Annotated in this window: 12 protein-coding genes; 5 read left to right on the top strand and 7 right to left on the bottom strand. The window is 68.5% G+C overall.

Annotated elements, in window-relative coordinates:
* Positions 1 to 131 precede the first annotated feature (131 nt).
* The 3 genes from VA596_RS38210 to VA596_RS38200 are packed head-to-tail and all read left to right on the top strand — an operon-like array spanning position 132 to position 9,006.
* Positions 132 to 3,365 carry a helicase-related protein gene (locus VA596_RS38210; RefSeq protein ID WP_323333915.1) on the top strand — a complete coding sequence of 1,078 codons (3,234 nt, stop codon included), beginning with the start codon at positions 132 to 134 and terminating at the stop codon, positions 3,363 to 3,365.
* Positions 3,362 to 6,136: a hypothetical protein gene (locus VA596_RS38205; protein ID WP_323333913.1), complete on the top strand. Its 2,775-nt coding sequence runs from the start codon at positions 3,362 to 3,364 to the stop codon at positions 6,134 to 6,136. The genes VA596_RS38210 and VA596_RS38205 overlap by 4 nt, the downstream gene beginning before the upstream one ends.
* The gene (locus tag VA596_RS38200) at positions 6,133 to 9,006 is read left to right on the top strand and encodes a DUF499 domain-containing protein (RefSeq protein ID WP_323333911.1); all 2,874 of its coding nucleotides are present in this window, start codon (positions 6,133 to 6,135) and stop codon (positions 9,004 to 9,006) included. Before VA596_RS38205 ends, VA596_RS38200 begins: the two co-directional genes overlap by 4 nt.
* Here VA596_RS38200 and VA596_RS38195 read toward each other — a convergent pair.
* Together VA596_RS38195 and VA596_RS38190 are read right to left on the bottom strand one after the other, a co-directional pair.
* On the bottom strand, positions 8,981 to 9,730 hold the full coding sequence (locus VA596_RS38195; protein ID WP_323333909.1) for a hypothetical protein: 750 nt from the start codon (positions 9,728 to 9,730) through the stop codon (positions 8,981 to 8,983). The two genes, VA596_RS38200 and VA596_RS38195, sit on opposite strands and share 26 nt — an antisense overlap.
* A 253-nt stretch (positions 9,731 to 9,983) precedes the next feature.
* Positions 9,984 to 10,937, bottom strand: a complete 954-nt coding sequence (locus VA596_RS38190) for an NADP-dependent oxidoreductase (RefSeq protein ID WP_323334296.1) — start codon at positions 10,935 to 10,937, stop codon at positions 9,984 to 9,986.
* A gap of 134 nt (positions 10,938 to 11,071) precedes the next feature.
* Between VA596_RS38190 and VA596_RS38185 the strand changes: the two genes are divergently transcribed.
* Positions 11,072 to 11,479 (top strand): winged helix-turn-helix transcriptional regulator, encoded by a 408-nt coding sequence (locus VA596_RS38185; RefSeq protein ID WP_323333907.1) that lies wholly within the window; start codon positions 11,072 to 11,074, stop codon positions 11,477 to 11,479.
* Between the two features lie 55 nt (positions 11,480 to 11,534).
* Here VA596_RS38185 and VA596_RS38180 read toward each other — a convergent pair whose 3' ends face one another.
* The 4 genes from VA596_RS38180 to VA596_RS38165 all read right to left on the bottom strand — a co-directional run bounded on the left by VA596_RS38180 (position 11,535) and on the right by VA596_RS38165 (position 14,775).
* Positions 11,535 to 12,953 (bottom strand): dihydrolipoyl dehydrogenase family protein, encoded by a 1,419-nt coding sequence (locus VA596_RS38180; RefSeq protein ID WP_323333905.1) that lies wholly within the window; start codon positions 12,951 to 12,953, stop codon positions 11,535 to 11,537.
* A gap of 1 nt (position 12,954) precedes the next feature.
* On the bottom strand, positions 12,955 to 13,518 hold the full coding sequence (locus VA596_RS38175; RefSeq protein ID WP_323333903.1) for a hypothetical protein: 564 nt from the start codon (positions 13,516 to 13,518) through the stop codon (positions 12,955 to 12,957).
* Positions 13,519 to 13,661: 143 nt separating this feature from the next.
* Positions 13,662 to 14,231 (bottom strand): TetR/AcrR family transcriptional regulator, encoded by a 570-nt coding sequence (locus tag VA596_RS38170; RefSeq protein ID WP_410171960.1) that lies wholly within the window; start codon positions 14,229 to 14,231, stop codon positions 13,662 to 13,664.
* 76 nt (positions 14,232 to 14,307) lie between these two features.
* Positions 14,308 to 14,775, bottom strand: a complete 468-nt coding sequence (locus VA596_RS38165; protein ID WP_323333899.1) for a TetR/AcrR family transcriptional regulator — start codon at positions 14,773 to 14,775, stop codon at positions 14,308 to 14,310.
* On the opposite strand from VA596_RS38165, the gene VA596_RS38160 reads away from it, so the two are divergent.
* Positions 14,737 to 15,093 carry a Rossmann-fold NAD(P)-binding domain-containing protein gene (locus VA596_RS38160; protein ID WP_323333897.1) on the top strand — a complete coding sequence of 119 codons (357 nt, stop codon included), beginning with the start codon at positions 14,737 to 14,739 and terminating at the stop codon, positions 15,091 to 15,093. The two genes, VA596_RS38165 and VA596_RS38160, sit on opposite strands and share 39 nt — an antisense overlap.
* A gap of 315 nt (positions 15,094 to 15,408) precedes the next feature.
* Here the strand turns inward: VA596_RS38160 and VA596_RS38155 are convergent, their stop codons facing one another.
* Positions 15,409 to 16,449, bottom strand: coding sequence for an aldo/keto reductase (locus tag VA596_RS38155; RefSeq protein ID WP_323333895.1), 1,041 nt, complete (start codon positions 16,447 to 16,449; stop codon positions 15,409 to 15,411).
* Positions 16,450 to 16,504: the final 55 nt, after the last annotated feature.

The following is a 16,504-nucleotide window of genomic DNA, read 5'->3' as shown; positions in this document are numbered from 1 at the left end:
ATCGATCTGCAATCTCTGATTCGTAACGTCCCTCACGTGAAGATCGACCTCGATAGCGGCCTGCATCGAGCGATCACTGGACTCCAAACTGCTCGGCGCGATCACCCGTTCGACCGGAACCGGGGCGGTACATGACAGAGGATCGAGCCGGCGCACTGCCGGAACCGAACACTCAAGTCGTCATCGACGGCCAGTTGGTCACAGTCCTGGTTATAACTCCGACGATCTCCGGCGCCGACGTGGTGTACCGCCGCGGCGATGGGCAATTAGGCGAAGCTTCTTTGGACACCACCGAACTAGTACTGGCGCAAGTGTCGGCAAATGATGCTGGCGGTCACCCGGAACGGGCACTGACCGGTTTATGGGGCAGGTGGATGCAGTACGCCGTACCGCGGATCAGATCCGCCGTCCTGGCGACGCGTCCACTGCAGCCTTATGCACACCAAGATGAAGCTGTCTTCACTCACATGCTTGCCCAGCCCCGGCTGCGCTTCCTCTTGGCAGACGAACCAGGCACGGGAAAAACGATCATGACCGGAATGTATCTGGCGGAAGGAACCCGTCGCGGCCTCATCCCGGGGCGGACCATTCTCATAGTTCCCGCCCACCTGGTGGAAAAGTGGCGCCGAGACCTACGCCGTTACTTCGCCGTTCAAGCTGACCGGCTCACGCCGGAACTCGCCCGGGACCCGAAGGACCTTGATCCACGTGTCAGCGTATGGATCGTTTCGGTCGACCTGTTCACCTACAATTCCGATGTCCGCCGCAAGGTCTCGGGCGCTCGCACGTCGTGGTCGCTCACCGTGTTCGACGAGGCCCACCGTCTGACCCCGACTTCACAGTATCTCACCGCAGCTCGTGAAGTTGCCGCGCGAACCCACCACCTCTTACTGCTCACCGCCACACCACATCGAGGCAAGGAGCACTTCTTCCGGGCCTTGCTCAACCTGCTCGACTCGACCCTTTACCCCTGGGATCCCAAGCAGAACGACTACGAAACCGCGCTGCGCCCCAGCACACTTTCGTTCCTGCGGAGGATGAAGGAGGAGCTCAAGGACTTGGATGGTCGAGCACTCTTCCCGGCTCGCTATGCCGAGACCGTACAGATCGACCTCAACGGCCACGAAGAGGCTGCGTACACCGCCGTGATGGACTACGTCGACACGTTCTATGGCGAGACAGCAACACTGGCCCGCTCCATCTACGGCAAACGAGCCGCGTCGTCGCTCATCGCGGCGAAATCAACCATCCTCCGACGCGAAGAGGCCGTGCGCGGTCCTGCCGGAGGTCGAGCGGACCTACCGGTTCCCGAAGAATTCGTCGGCGCCGGGGCCGAACTGCAGTTCGAGGTCCCGGACGACGACGCGTGGCGCCGTGCGGAGGAAGTCGTCGTCTCCGCACGCAGTCGGGACAAGGGCAAGGAACTCACGCGCATCACCGCCGTCCTGGAAACCCTGGAGCGGGCCGCTGCCACCCCCTCGACCAAGTGGCTGCGCACCCTGACACTCATGGAACGACACGGCATTCGCCCCGGTGAGGGACAGTTGCTCGTTTTCACCGAATTCGCGGACACCGCCAGATGGTTGGCTGACGCGTTCGGCGGCGCCGGATTCAGCGTCGACACCCTCGATGGAGGGGTCGGCCACGAGGCTCGCGATCAGTTGCAGCAACGATTTCTCGATCGCCGGTTCCAGGTGCTGGTCAGCACGGATGCCGGCGGTGAAGGCATCGACCTCCAATCCGCGCACGTCATGGTGAACTGGGATGTCCCGTGGTCACTGGTCCGGCTCGAACAGCGGATGGGCCGGCTGCACCGGATCGGGCAAAAGCACGATGTGCACATCTATCACCTGGTCGCACCCTCCACACGTGAAGGCCGGGTGCAAGAAGTCATGCTGTCCAACATCGAGGCGGCTGGTCGCTCCCTGGGTGGCCGGATCTTCGACCTACTCGACGCGACCGCCGCGCGCGCCGGATTCGACTACGGGCGCGCGTTGATCGACGCGCAGCGCAGTGGAGCACGCATCGACGTTCCCCTGCCCCACACGGAAAAACTGCTCGACGCGGCCCGCGAACTCGTCGAGGACGAGGACCGCTTGCGCACTCCGGCCAACACCGCCGAAGCGATGGCCCGGTTCCGCGCCGACCGCCTGGAAGCGATCAACCCGGTCATCGTCGACGCCTTCGTCGATCAGCTGGCCCTGGCCCGCGAGTGGACTCTTGGCCCCGGACCGGCGAAAGGTATCCGCGAAGTCGCTGCCCGGCGACCGCTGCCACCTGCCCTCGGTGGTGGCCTCGATCGTCTGGTCGCCGCCGATGGCGCGTCGGTCAGGCAAGCGATCAATGACGGCGCCCGCGGTCTCGACGATGTCGTGGTCCTCGGCCCGACCGAAGAACCGTTCGGCGAGTTGGTCGACATCGCAGTCCACGACGGCGAAACGGAGCTGGTACGCGGCACTCGCCTGACCGACACTGCCGCGCTGACGGGGTACATCTTGCTGATCTACGACGCCGAGGTTGAAGCACACGACGGTGTCCGCCGTCACCGGCGCAAGACCCCGCTGCTCATCCGGTACTCCGGCACCGGCGCGTTCGAGATCGCATGGGAGTCGCTGATGACCCTGAGTTCGAACGTCGTCCCAGCCGCGGGACCTTCTCCGGCGTTGGCACCCGCGGTACGGACCGAGGGAATGGCCCAGGCGCGAGCGGCGCTGACGCGCGAGGTCGAACGGGTCCGCGCCGAGCGCGCTGCCTGGGTCGAGAACGCTTTCGAGCAGCTCGACCAGGTCGAGTACCGCTATCTCGACGAACTCGACGAGTTGCCGGCCGAGGTCCGGGGCGAGCGGCGCAAGTCGTTCGAAGAACTCAAGGCTCTGCGGCGCCGGCAACTCGAGGACATCGGAAAGGTCACCGGCACGCCCCTGAGGCTCGCGGGCTGGGCGCAGGTCGCGGCCGGCGCGCGAACGACGGAACTCGGCTACGACCCCGACAGCGAAACGGTCGCGATCGCGACCGTCCTCGACGAGCTGGAGCGGTTCGGCTACCTCGTCGACGATCGGCAGACCGCTGGGGTCGGCTACGACTTGTTTGCCCATCATCCCCAGACCGGTGAACAACGGCTGGTCGAGGTCAAGGGCCTGCTGAACGGCTTGGAAGCCATTTGGCTCGAGCAGCACGAGTGGGCACAGGCCCAGCAACGTGGCGAGGACTACTGGCTGTACCTGGTGACGAACTGCTCGACGACGCCCCAGGTGGTGCTGCGTGCCCAGGACCCGGCCGGTCGCCTGGCCGCCGGGCCGCGGCGCATCGAACGATTCCGCATTCGGGTGACCGAGCTGAGGCGCATGATGAAGGGTGAACAGTGAGCAGCAGGAAGAGCGCGCGGACCACGCCCACCGATGTGCGCGAGCGGTTGATCGACCACTGGTTCCCCTGCGCGGTCGTCGACGCGGCGGTGGGTTCGCCCGCGGGATCCGGCCGGAACGAGAAGGCGATCTTCCCCTGGTTCGCGTCCCGGCCGATCGCCCAGGCTCGCGCGGCAGTGCTGGCAACGCTGCTTCCGAATGACACCACGTTGCGCCCCTGGGTCGAGCGAGCCGTTCAGGAGGGGGCACCTGGTGCCTTCGACCAGCTCGCCGAAGCGGTCCGGCGGAACTACGGAGGCCGTGCTCCGGTCATGGTCGACATGTTTTCCGGCCGGGGGATCATTCCGTTGGAAGCCGCGCGGCTCGGCGTCAGCGCCGTCGGCACCGATCTGAGTCCTGTGGCGACGTTCGCCGGGCGGCTGCTCGCCGACTGGGCGATGCGGGATTGGTCGGGTGAGGCCCTGCTGCCGTTCACGTCCGGCAAGGCCACTGCCCGTACCCTCGCCGGCCAGGACCGCTTGGTCGACGACGCTCAGCTGTTTCACGAGGAAATCGGACGCCGCACCCGGGAGAGCCTCGCCCGGTACTACCCGCTCAACCCGGACGGTCGACCCCCCTGGGGGTATCTGTGGGCCGTCTCCATGCCCTGCGACCAGTGCCGGCGTCGTTTCCCCCTGATCGGAAGCTACACACTGCGTCAGCCGTACCGGCGCACCCAAGATGGCGGGCAGTCGATGAGCCTGGTGATCAGCGACGATTCCTGGCGTGTCGAAGTCATCGAGGGAACCACGGACGATCGACCGACGTACGCCTCGGCCGGTCGAAAGGGCAAAAGCGCCCGTTGTCCCTTCTGCGGTCACCTGCACAGCCTCGAGACGGTCAAAGCCAAGGGGTTCGCCGGGCAATACAAGGACGAGCCGCTTGTCGCGGCCGACTTCGACAGTGGTGACAAGAACACCAGGAAACTCTTCCGCGCCCTGCGTGACGACGAGCGGAAAGCGGCACGTGCGGCCGATCCGGCTGTGCTACCGAAGGCCGGTCGTCTATCGGCCATCCCCGACGAACAGGTCCCCAACGGCAACGTTCACACGGTGATGGCGAGCGGATACGGCTACACGGGCTACGGGCAGCTCATGTGTGACCGGCAGACGCTGATGTTTGGCACGATTGCTCAGGAGATTCGTACCTGCCACCAAGAAGTGCTGTCGGCCGGCGTATCAGTCGACTACGCCGGTGCCCTCGCAGGCTTTGCTGCCGCGACACTGACACGGATGTTAAAGCGCGCCACTCGTGGCGCGCGACTGCTGACACACGGAAGGCCCGACGGCTCCAGTCAGAATCGGGTCCAGGTAGACCACATTTTTGCCAATGAGGCCAGTTTGGCTTTCCAGTTCGACTTCTTCGAGGCCGGTATCGGAGAAGGCCCCGGCAGTTGGGCCGGGCTGACCAAGACGGGACTCGGCCCGCTCGCCGCCCACCTCCGCGGCCGGCGCGGCGGATCGGCACGGTTGCGATGTGCCGACGCGATGGCCCTGCCCTTCCGCGACGGAACCGTGGATGCGGTCGTGACCGATCCGCCGTACTACGACATGATCGAGTACTCGGATGCGTCCGACTTCTTCTACGTCTGGCTGCGGCGCGTTCTCGGCGAAATCCAGCCCGACCTGTTCGCTGACGCCATCGGCAGCAAGGTCGCCCCTGACCTGCAGAACAAGGACGATGAGATCATCGTCCGACGCGTCTACAACGGCGGTGTCCGGCACGATCGCGACTTCTACGAGCGATCGCTTTCCCGCGCTTTCCACGAAGCTCGCCGGATCCTTCGGCCGGACGGGCACCTTGTCGTGGTCTTCGGCCACTCCGATCCTGACGCCTGGCTGCGGCTGCTCGGCGCGCTGCACGACGCCAGCTTCGTCGTCACAAGTTCGTGGCCCTCGCGCACCGAGACGTCCAACACCGGCGTGGCGAGCATCAAGGTCACCCTGACGATCGGCTGCCGGGTCGCGCCGCCACGGCGTTCGGTCGCCACCGCCGCACAGGTCGATCGCGAAGTCACCACCGCGGTCACGACCGCGGTCCGGCAGTGGGAGGCCGACGGGCTCGCGCTCACCGACCAGTTGATGGCCGCTCACGGCCCGGCGATGGCGGTGTACGGCCGATACAGCGATGTCCTGCTCCCCACCGGTGAGCCGGCAGGTCTGAACCGCTACCTCACGCTGGCCCGGACGGCAGTGCGTGACGCAAGCGCGGTGAAGATCGACGAGCTGCCTCTGGAGACCTTCGACGCACCCACCCGGTTCGCCGTCTTCTGGCAGCGGCTCCACGGCCGGGCGGATGTTCCCAAAGGCGAAGCGCGGTTTCTCGCCCAGGCCGACAACCTACGGCTTGAGGACCTGCGCGGACCACTCCTGACCGAGAGCAAGAGCGGCTTCAAGCTGCGGTTGGACGCACCCGGGACGGTCACCGAACGCTCGTCCGCCTTCGAGGTGGCCCGGGCCATGGCGAAGGCGTGGGACGACGGCGGCACCGAAGCGGTCGCCCGCGTCATGGCGATCGCCGATCGGCAGGCGAACGACGCCCACCTATGGGCAGTGGTCGCCGAGATCGTCCGGCAGCTGCCAGCCGGCGAACCGGCGGCGAAAGCCCTCACCGCGATCCAGCGCAACGCGGCAACCATCGGAACCATGATCGGCTACGTGATCGCGGCGGCCGAGGCGGAGACGGACACGCGAACACAGCTCACGCTGTCCTTCGGAGAGGACCTGCTGTGACCACCCGCAAACCGGCCGCGCACTGGGCCGACGTCCTCCAGCTGCGGCCCGAGGTACGCACCTCGGACGGATCGATCGGCGAGCTGCAGATGAGCTTGCACAAGGCGGTCTACCAAACCGTCGACGTGCCTTACCGCAAGGTCGTCTACTACGGCGACATCACCGAGCCGACGCCGAACCTGACCGGGTTCTTCGCCAGGGTCGCCCGACGGCTGGGCACCGACGCCGAGGCGCCTGCACTGTTCCACCTGGACCAGGGTATGGGCGGCGGAAAGAGCCACGCCCTGGTCGGCTTGCATCACATGGCCACCACTCCGAAGGAGTTCTTCGCGACCGATATCGGCCGGGAGGTGTACGCCGAATCCACCCGTGGCAGAACCAAGGTCGATCTCGCGGAGGCAGTGACTGTCACTCTCACTGCGGACTACTTCAGTCCGGGCTCTACCAGCGAGGTGTTCGGCCCGGCCAAGAACCTGTTCGAGCGATTCGTCTGGGCGCTCGTCGACGGCGACATGGACCACTACCGGCGTCATGTCGCCGGCGGGCCGAACAAGAGCACCCTGCAACAGGCCTTGACCGACGCAGGCCGACCGGTGCTGATCCTGCTCGACGAGCTGATGGACTACATCCTGCAGCTGTCCGACGTCGCCCACATCGACACGATGCCGAGTGAGAAGGCGTTCCTCAACGCTCTGATGGACGCCTGCGACGACGTGCCGCGAGTAGCCTTCGTGGTGGTCATGATCCGCTCCGAGCTCGACGAGCGGGGCTACCCGCCGCAAGCCGCCGACTTCCGTGACTACGTCGCCGCGCGGTTGATCCGCAACGGCCAGACCGTCGCCGTCACCGAGGCGCAGGACTTCTCAGCGATCATTCGCCGCCGGCTGTTCGATCTGCCCGGCGCGAAGCTCCCGTTCCGGGACCTGGCACAGCGCTACGGCGCCGGGGCCGACACCGCGTGGCGCAAGCACGTCTTCGAGAAGCTCGGAGTCAACCGCGGTCTGCCCGGAGTCGAAGACCGGATCGGCTCCAGCTATCCGTTCCACCCGGAATTGATGCGGCTGGTCCGCGACGAGTGGTCGCAGGTCTCCGGCTTCCAGCGAGTGCGCTCGACCGTCGCGATCTTCGCTCAAACGGCCTTGCACTGGTCCTCCGAGCACCAGGCCGGCCGATGGGCGCCGCCGCTGATCGGGGTCGGCGACATTCCGCTGACCATTGCTCTCGAGCAGCTTCTCTCGTCCGGTCTACTCCTCGGCAACGACCGGGCCATCCAGGGGTACCGCGCCGTCGCGAACACTGACGTCACCAGTACCGATGGCCGAGGTGGTCGCGCGGTCGACGTCGACGCCGCGCTTCGCCGTGACGGTGTCGCCGTCGGCCAGCCGGCGCCTGCTGTACGGATGGCGACCGCCCTGCTGTGTTATTCGATCGTCGGCCGTGGCCAAGGTCGCCGAGGTGCGACAAAAGCCGAACTGCTCCACGCGATCTTCGGGCCGGCGGGCCAACAGGTGCCGTACCCCGCCGCCGAAGAGGTGTTCAACAAGCTGACAGGCGAGGCTGAAGGCCTCGGCGCTTTGGAGGTGACCACACCGAACAACGCTCCGGCCCGGTTCCACCTGTCGATCAGGCAGACGTTGCGGATGTACTTCACGGCGGCGATGGCGATGGTCCCGCCGGCAGCTCGAGGTGAGCTGGTGTGGGAGCAGGCACAAGCTCTCGCGTCGAAGGGCGTTTTCGACCACCTCGTCCCCGTAGACCTCCCGGCCAACGAGCAACAGCCGCTGACGAAAGTGTTCGAAGGTATCGACAGCGCGTCGACCCGGCTGGTTCTCCTCGACCCCCGGCGCTGGACACTGCTGAACGGCAAGGACACCACGAGCAGACGGGACATCACCGCGCTGCTCGGCCTGGGTGAGCAGCCCCTGCGCGTCGACAACGCCGCGAGTTGCGTCGTCGTGTGTGTGAACACCCAACGCCGGGAGATCGCGCTCAAGCGCGCGGCCGAGGTGCTTGCCTGGCGCGAGGTCATCGCGCAACTCACTGACGACACGGAAGACGAACTGCAGGAAGCGCGCGCCAAAGAACACGAAGTGCTGACAAAGCTACGGCGTGACGTCGAGAGGGCGTACCAGCACTACGCCTACCTGGTTCGCGCCGGCGACTTGCACGTCGAGTACCGGCGATTCGACGAAGAGTCCCGCACGGCGCTGAACGGTGGCCACGTGTGGACAGCCTTGATTGAAGCAGGCCGAGCGACCCAGCCGGCCGGTCTTGCCGCCGACTACCTCGCCGCGCTGATCAGTGACTTCGACCGCACGCTAACCCCTCGCGAAATCGTCCAAGCCTTTTACAAAAACCCTGCGTTCCCCCTGGTCACCTCGACCGACGAGATCCGGCGTGTCCTGCACGAACTGGTCACCAACGGGTGGGAACTCGTCGATGCCGATGGGGACTCGCTCGCTGTGTCGAGCGCTGACCAAATCGCGATCACGTCCATCAATCAGACGCTTCGGCGCCGCTCCGCCGAACCGGAGGATACGACGCGCGAGGAGGCAACCGAAACTGTCCGCGGTGAGGAGCCCGGGGGCGCTCCGCCGAAACCGCCCTCGCCGCCGGCCTCCGACCCGACCGCGTACAAGCGGTACCGGCTGCGCCTGGCCAACAGGAGCATCACCAGTCCCGACGCCCGCGATCGCGCCTGGCAACTGCTCCAGGAACTTCGCAAGGTCATCGACCCCACGAACCGGGCCGATCACCAGCTGCTCAGCCTGGATCTCACGCTGGTGACGGCCGAAGGTGACCAGGGCGCGATCGAGGCCAAAGGCGAGGCACTGGGCGCCCAGATCACCGTGGAGAACGACGACTTTTAGAGCACGGAAGGCAAGCCTTCAGCTCTTCCCTGAGGGTTCGGACCAGGCGACACAGACCGACAGTCGCGAACCCGAGGGGAGCCCGAGAGCGCACGGACGCGACGCCGGTGATGCCGAGCGCGGCGGGGTCCTCCACCGCTTCCAGCCACCAGGGGTAGACGGTGTCCGGCCCGGTGGGCTTGACCGCTCCCTCGTCCGGCATCGGGGCGATCGCGGACTTGAAGCTCAGCTGCCAGACGAGCCGGCCGTCCCGCTGCCCGAGCTGGATGCCGGCCGCGAAGGCGTCGGGGTCCCACGGGATGGCGCCGGTTTCGTTGTCCTGGAACTCGAAGGTGAAGGACGGCGGCTGCAGCGGGCCACCGGGGGTGACGGTGTAGGTGAGCAGCAACCGGTCGGCGACCCACCGGGCGCTCTCCCACGCCGGCGACTTCGGGTCCCGCAGCAGGCCGACGACCGAGCCACCCGAGGTTTCGTAGGTGGCCCCGCAGTCGAGAGCGACGTCGCAGGTGAACTGCACCCGGGCCCCCGCGGTCACCGAGCAGAGGTCGTGCTCGGGCCCGATCGCACCGTGCGCGCCGGAGCCGTCGTGGCTCAGCCGCAGGTGCCCGCCGCCGAAGGCGCCCTGCCAGGTCAGGACCCGGTCGTGCGCGTCGTAGCTCCAGGCGTCGCGCGGGATCGGCAGCCGGTCCAGGAAGAGCTGGTCCTCACCGGCGCCGGTCACCATGGTGACGCGGCTCCGCGCTGCGAGTTGCCGTAGGTGTCCATGCGTTCCACCACGTAGTCGTGGTGCGCCTTGCTCGACGACATCATCCGCTCCCCACATCCGGCAACTGCTGACCACCGGCGGCATCCACGCACCGGGGTCGACGACCGGTCCGACGTTAGGGAGGCGTTACTGGCCGCGCGTCGGGGAAATCCCTACAAGAACCCCCACGCCTTCTTCTCTACAGGCCGGCAGCAGCGGATCGCGTGGAACCTCAGGAAGTGACGCGCAGGACCAGTTTGCCGCGGGTGCGGTTGGACTCGCCTCGGGTGTGGGCCTCCGCTACCTGCTCCAGCGGGAAGACCTCTTCGACCTCCACCACCACCTCGCCGGTGTCGATGAGGGTGCCGATGGTCGTGAGCGCCGGGGCGTCCGGCTCTACCAGGAACGGTGTCACTCGCTTGCCCTTCGCCTCGGCCGCGGTGGCCAGTTCGGGTGATACGCCGGCGGGGACGGCGACGAGAAGGCCGCCGGGGCTGAGGACGTCCAGGGATCGGGTGCTCGTGTTGTCGTGGACGTCGCCGACCAGGTCGATCACGACGTCCACTTCGGACGCCGCGTCCTCGAACCGGACGGCCGTGTAGTCGATGAGCTCGTCCGCGCCGAGTTTGGTGAGCCAGTCGTGGCTGCCGGCCCGGGCGGTGCCGAGCACGTGGGCGCCGAGGTGCTTGGCGAACTGGACCGCCAGGTGCCCGACTCCGCCGGCCGCCGCGTGGATCAGGACGCGCTGCCCTGGCTGGACCTGCGCGGTGTCCACCAGGGCCTGCCACGCGGTGAGCGCGGCGAGCGGCACCGCCGCGGCCTGCTCGTGGCTGACGCTCTCGGGCTTGCGGGCGAACTGCCGGGCCGGCGCGGTGACGTACTCGGCGTAGCCGCCGGCCGCCCGCGGGAACCAGGGCATGCCGTAGACCTCGTCGCCCTCGCGCAGGGTCGTGACGCCGAAGCCGACCTTCTCCACGACGCCGGAGACGTCCCAGCCCAGGATGAACGGCGGCTCGCCGAGCACGCCCGCCATCCCGTCGCCGGCGCGGGTCTTCCAATCCACCGGGTTGATGCCGGCCGCGTGGACCTTCACCCGGACCTCGGTCGGCAGTGGTTCGGGGCGGGGCACTCGCTGCACCGAAAGCACGTCGGGGCCGCCAAGGGTGTGCTGGACGACGGCGCGCATCGAGGTGTCGGACACTGGTTCTCTCCCTGGATCGGATGATCTTTGCCTGGACACCGGCAACGTATCTCCAGGGATATAGTTACCCGCAAGGACTAGTACTTCCCATTGGGAAGTATCGAGGTGAGAGGCTTGCCATGACCACTGTGTGCCTGACCGGGCAGCACTCCGACCACGACGTCTACGCCGCGCAGTGCCCGTGCCGGGCGATGCTGGACCTGCTGGCGAACAAGTGGTCCGCACTGGCCATCGGCGCGCTCGAGGACGGTCCGCAGCGGTTCGGCGAGCTGCAGCGGCACCTGCAGGGAGTCAGCCCGAAGGTGCTGACCCAGACCCTGCGGCGCCTGGAGGAGTTCGGTTTCGTCGATCGCACCATCTACCCCGCGGTACCGCTGCACGTCGAGTACTCGCTCACCGAACTCGGGCACAGCGCAGCCGTGCCGCTGCGCATGCTGCGCACCTGGGTCGAGGACAACATCGACGGCGCCGCCCGCGCCGGAGCACCGGCGGCGTCCTGCGCGACCGAGACCACGCAGGCCCGCTGACGGCACGGCGTGGCCACCGGTGTCCCGCGCTCGGGCGGGACACCGGTCCGGCGGATCAGCGGCCGTAGGCCTCGAGCAGCCGCAGCCACACCTCGCTGACGGTGGGGAACGCCGGGACGGCGTGCCAGAGGCGGTCCAGCGGGACCTCGCCGACCACCGCGATCGTCGCCGCGTGCAGCATCTCCGCGACGTCCGGGCCGGCGAGGGTGAACCCGACGACCACCTTCCGGTCCTCGTCGACGACCATCCGCGCGTGGCCCTGGTACCCCTCGGCCTGCAGCTGGGACCCCGCCGTGGCGGCCAGGTCGTAGTCGACGACCCGGATCCGCAGTCCGGCCGCCTCGGCCGCGGCCGCGGTCAGGCCCACCGACGCGATCTCCGGTTCGGTGAAGACCACCTGCGGCACCGCGCGCTCGTCGGCGGTCGCCGCGTGCCGGCCCCACTCGCCGTCGTCGATGGCCTCGCCCTTGGCGCGCGCGACGATGACGTCGCCGGCCGCGCGGGCCTGGTACTTGCCTTGGTGCGTAAGCAGAACACGCCGGTTGACGTCGCCCGCGGCGTACAGCCAGCCGCCCTCGACTCCCTCGACCCGCATCGTGCCGTCGACCGTGAGCCAGGCGCCCGGCTTCAGGCCGACGGCCTCCAGGCCGATGTCCTGGATGTTCGGCGTGCGGCCGATCGCGACGAGCAGCTCGTCGGCTTCGATCTGCTCGCCGTCGGTGAGTGTGAGGGACACCGTGCCGTCGGCGTTGCGCTTGACGGATCCGGCCTCGGCGCCGATGCGCACCGAAACCCCCTTGTCCCGCAACGACTCCGCGACGCGTTCGCCGGCGAACGGCTCCGCGAGGTGCAGCACGCCGTCACGCGCCAGCATGGTCACCGACGACCCGAGCTCGCTGAACGCGGTCGCCATTTCCGAGGCCACCACCCCGCCGCCGATGACGGCGAGCCGGCCGGGAACCTCCTTCGCGGCGACCGTTTCCCGGCTGGTCCACGGCGCGGCGTCGCGCAGGCCTTCGATGTCGGGGACCAGCGCGCCACTGCCGGTGGCGACGACGACCGCGTGCCGCGCGGTCAGCGTGGTGGTGGTGCCGTCGGCGCCGGTCACCTCGACGACCCGCTCGGCGCTGATCCGGCCGTGCCCGCGGTGCAGCGGAATGCCCGCCGACTCGAGCCAGGAGACCTGGCCGTCGTCCTGCCAGTCCGAGGCGAACGAGTCGCGACGACGGAGCACCGCGGCCACGTCCAGCTCACCGGTCACCGCTTCACGGGCGCCGGGCACCTGCCGGGCGGTCCGAAGCGCCGCACCACTGCGCAGCAGGGCCTTGGTCGGCATGCACGCCCAGTAGGAGCATTCGCCCCCGACCAGTTCCCGCTCGACGACGGCGGCGCTCAAGCCGCCCTGGACGACCCGGTCGGCGAGGTTCTCCCCCACCGGGCCCGCGCCGATGACGACGACGTCGTACGTGGTCACGTCAGTTCCCCTGGGCGGCACGGCCGAGGCGGATCGCCGAAACGAGGAAGAAGATCCCGCCGAGCACGGCGTAACCGGCCACATTGGACAGTGACGCGCCGGGCGCGGCCGCCCCCGCGATGAAGCTCCCGCCGGCCAGCACCGAAATCCCGCCGCTCAGCATCATCGGCCACTGCCCGCCCATCCTGCGGCGGACGATCCCGACGACCAGCTGGACGATGCCGGACACGATCGCCCAGGCACCCCACACCCGCAGCACGGCCGGGATGCCGGAAGCGGCCCCGACGGCCACGCCGGCGGTGGCCAGCAGGCTGATCGCGATGTTCACGTAGATCCCGCGAACCGAACCGGAGCCCTTCGACGAACGCGCGTCCACGACGGCCGAGCCCACGTCGAACAGCGGGTACAGGACGACCAGGACGACACCGATCGCCCCCAGGCCCGACTTGGTCGTCAAGAACACCAGCAGCGCCCACACGACGGCGAACGCGAACCGCACGAAGTACAGCCGGCGCAGCGTGGGCGCGAACCCGCTTACGGCGGGCGAGTCGACAGTAGTCACCATGATCCCTTCAAGACTGCGGAAGACCGAACGTTCTATCTCTTAATTCAGCATGGTCGGGCCGCCACGAGCTGTCAAGACCGAACGTTCTATCCGAAAGATTACGTGCGAAGGGGCGCACGCCCATCACGCAGCCGGTGAGCGTCCTACTTGGACGCGGCGTCGATGCGGAACTGCAGGATCCCGTCGACGCCCTGGAGGAACGTGTCGCAGACCTCGGGCGGGTCCGACAGGCAGCCCGCGGCCATCGCGCCGTCCCGGAGCATCACGAAGTGCCGGCCCGCGAGCCCCGGCGGCGTCGTTCCGACCTGCGCCAGCAGGTCCGTGATGGTGTGCAGGAACCATTCGCGGTGGGCGAGGACGGCTTTGTGCACGGGGTGCTCGGGGTCCGGGTACTCGGCCACCGCGTTGAGGAAGGCGCAGCCGCGGAAGTGGGCCGACCGGATGCCCTCGGCGATCGACCTGGCGATGGTGCGCAGGATGTCGGCCGCCGGAAGGCCGCCGGCGAGGGCCTTGCCGACCGCTTCGCGCTCCATCTCGTGGACGCCCTGCAGGTACGCGACGACCAGGTCGTCCTTGCCGGGGAAGTGCCGGTACAGCGTGGCGCGGGTGACCTTCGCCTCCGCGACGATCCGGTCGATCCCGACGGAGTGCAGGCCCTCCGCGTAGAAGATCCGGGTCGCCGTCGCGAGCAGCCTCGACCGCGCTTCGGACACCTGACCTCGCGTGTTCTGCACCATCGGACCGAGTGTAACAGGGAGAACGTTCGGTCCTCTTGAGCAGCGGCAGGCGTCACTCCCCCGCCGGGCGCGCGGCCGCGCCGTTCACCAGCGCGTCCATCAGCAGGTCGACGAGCCGGCCGGCCTGGGACGGCGTGCCGTGCCGGACCGAGTAGGCGATGCCCCCCATGAACAGCAGGACGACGTCGGGGGTGAGGTCGGTGCGCACCGTGCCGTCGCGGGCGCCGGCCTCGAGAAGGCGGCCGACCGCGCCGGTGAGCAGCGTGTGGCTGTCGGCGAAGGGATCGGCCCCGGAGGCGACGACGGCGTCGAGCGCCGCGGACATGCCGCTCTTGGCCGCGGCGTAGTCGAGGAAGTGGGCCACCCACCGGCGGACGGCCTCGGCGGCCGGGTACCGGGCAACCAGGTCGCCGACCGTCTCGCACACCCGCACCAGCTGGTGCTGGTAGGCCGCGTCGACCAGCACCTCCCGGGTCGGGAAGTGCCGGTAGAGCGTGCCGACGCCGACTTCGGCGTCCACCTCACCATCGTCGAGCCCGGCGGCACCCGCACCGGTTTCGCTTCGGCCCTGCGGTACACGGAGGAAACGGCCGCCTACCGGGACAACGCCGTCGGCCGGACGCGGCGCGGGCTCGAAGCGCTCGACGACGACGCCCTGACCGGCGATCCGGCGAAGCTGGCCGCCGCCATCTTCCGGACCACCCGCGACCCGAACCCGCCCGTGCGCCTCGCCCTCGGGGCCGACACCTACGACGCCGTCCACGCGGCACTGAGCGAACGTCTCACGGCACTCGAAGCCCAGAAGGACCTCGCGGCGACGGTCGCCTTCACCCCGTGATCAGGCGAGCTTGCCGACCACACCGGACAGTTCGGCGTGCAGCGCGGCACTAAGGGTGACCTGGCCTTCGGGAGCCAGGACTGTGCGCGGCCTGCATCTCAAGCCCGCAGGCAGCATTCCGGGGCGGGTTGGTGCGCTTCTTTCGTGGCACCGAACCGGATCGCTTCGTGTTCGGCAGTGTCGAGGTCTTCGACAGCGAACCCGGTGTCTCGAACGCCAACTCGCCGCCGAGCAGGTCGGCCCAGAAGCGGCGGGGTCGGCACATTCGAGGGTGATCGCGGCGATGGGGGCCACCGGCACGGGCGCTCCGGGGAATCAGTGAACGGGAACGAGCGGAGCGTCTAGGAGGCTGCGGTCGCCGTCGAGGCCGTGGGTCAAGGCCGCCGCCACGTCCTCGTGCGGTGTGCCCAGCCGGATCGTGCTGACCTCGTCCAGCACTTCGTACTGCTTCCGGCTCAGCTCGACGTCCAGGGCGTCGAGGTAGCCCTGCAGCTGGGCCGGGGTGCGCGGGCCGACGATGGGGATCATCGACGTCTGGGCCTGCCCGGCGCGGTGACGCAACCAGGCCAGCGCGACCTGGACCGGGCCCGTCCTGATCTCCTCGGCGACCGCGAGGACCGCGTCGAGCACGGCGCCGCGCTGGCCGGTGTCCACGTCGGCCCGGGCACTGAGCCGCCCCTGCGCGCCTTGCCGGTACTTCCCGGTCAGTAGCCCGCCCGCCAGCGGGGAGTACAGGACGACCCCCAGCCCGTGGGCCTGCGCCATCGGGAGGAGCTCGCGCTCCGCGGAGCGTTCGGCCAGGCTGTATTCGGTCTGGATGCCGGCCAGCGGCGAAGAGCTGCTCAGCTCCGACCGGACGGCGGCGCCCGCGACCCGCCAGGCTGGGAAGTTCGACAGGCCGCCGTAGCGGATCTTGCCCGAGCGGACCAGATCCTCGAAGCCGGCCAAGATCTCCGGCATCGGGGTCACGCCGTCGGGGAAATGGGGCATGAAGACGTCCACGTAGTCGGTCTTCAACCGCCGCAAGCTCTCCTCCAGGGAGCGGATCATGGTCTTGCGGCTGTTGCCCGTGGTCCCCGGCCGGACCTGGGCCTGCCGGGTCCCGCTGTACTTGGTGATCACCACGAACTCGTCGCGCTCGCGGCCGAGGAGCTCGCCGAGCACGGTCTCGGCCTCCCCGTTCTGGTAGATGTTCGAGACGTCGAACGTGGTGCCGCCGGCCGCGACGAAGGCCTCGAAGATCGCCTTGGCGCCCGCCAGGCCCGCGGCGGCCGGGGCCGCGCCGAAGGTGGCCGTGCCCAGGACGTACTCCGAGACCCGCAACCCGCTCCGCCGGCCGAATGTCTGGTAGCGCAAGGAACTCTCCTCGGGTGCACGAGCTGTGGGGTAGAGTTCGGACGCTACCACAAAA

The organism is Amycolatopsis heterodermiae, assembly GCF_034929455.1.
Lineage (GTDB): Bacteria > Actinomycetota > Actinomycetes > Mycobacteriales > Pseudonocardiaceae > Amycolatopsis > Amycolatopsis heterodermiae.
Note: the sequence above shows the minus strand (reverse complement) of the source record. Positions and strands in the feature narration are given on the sequence as shown.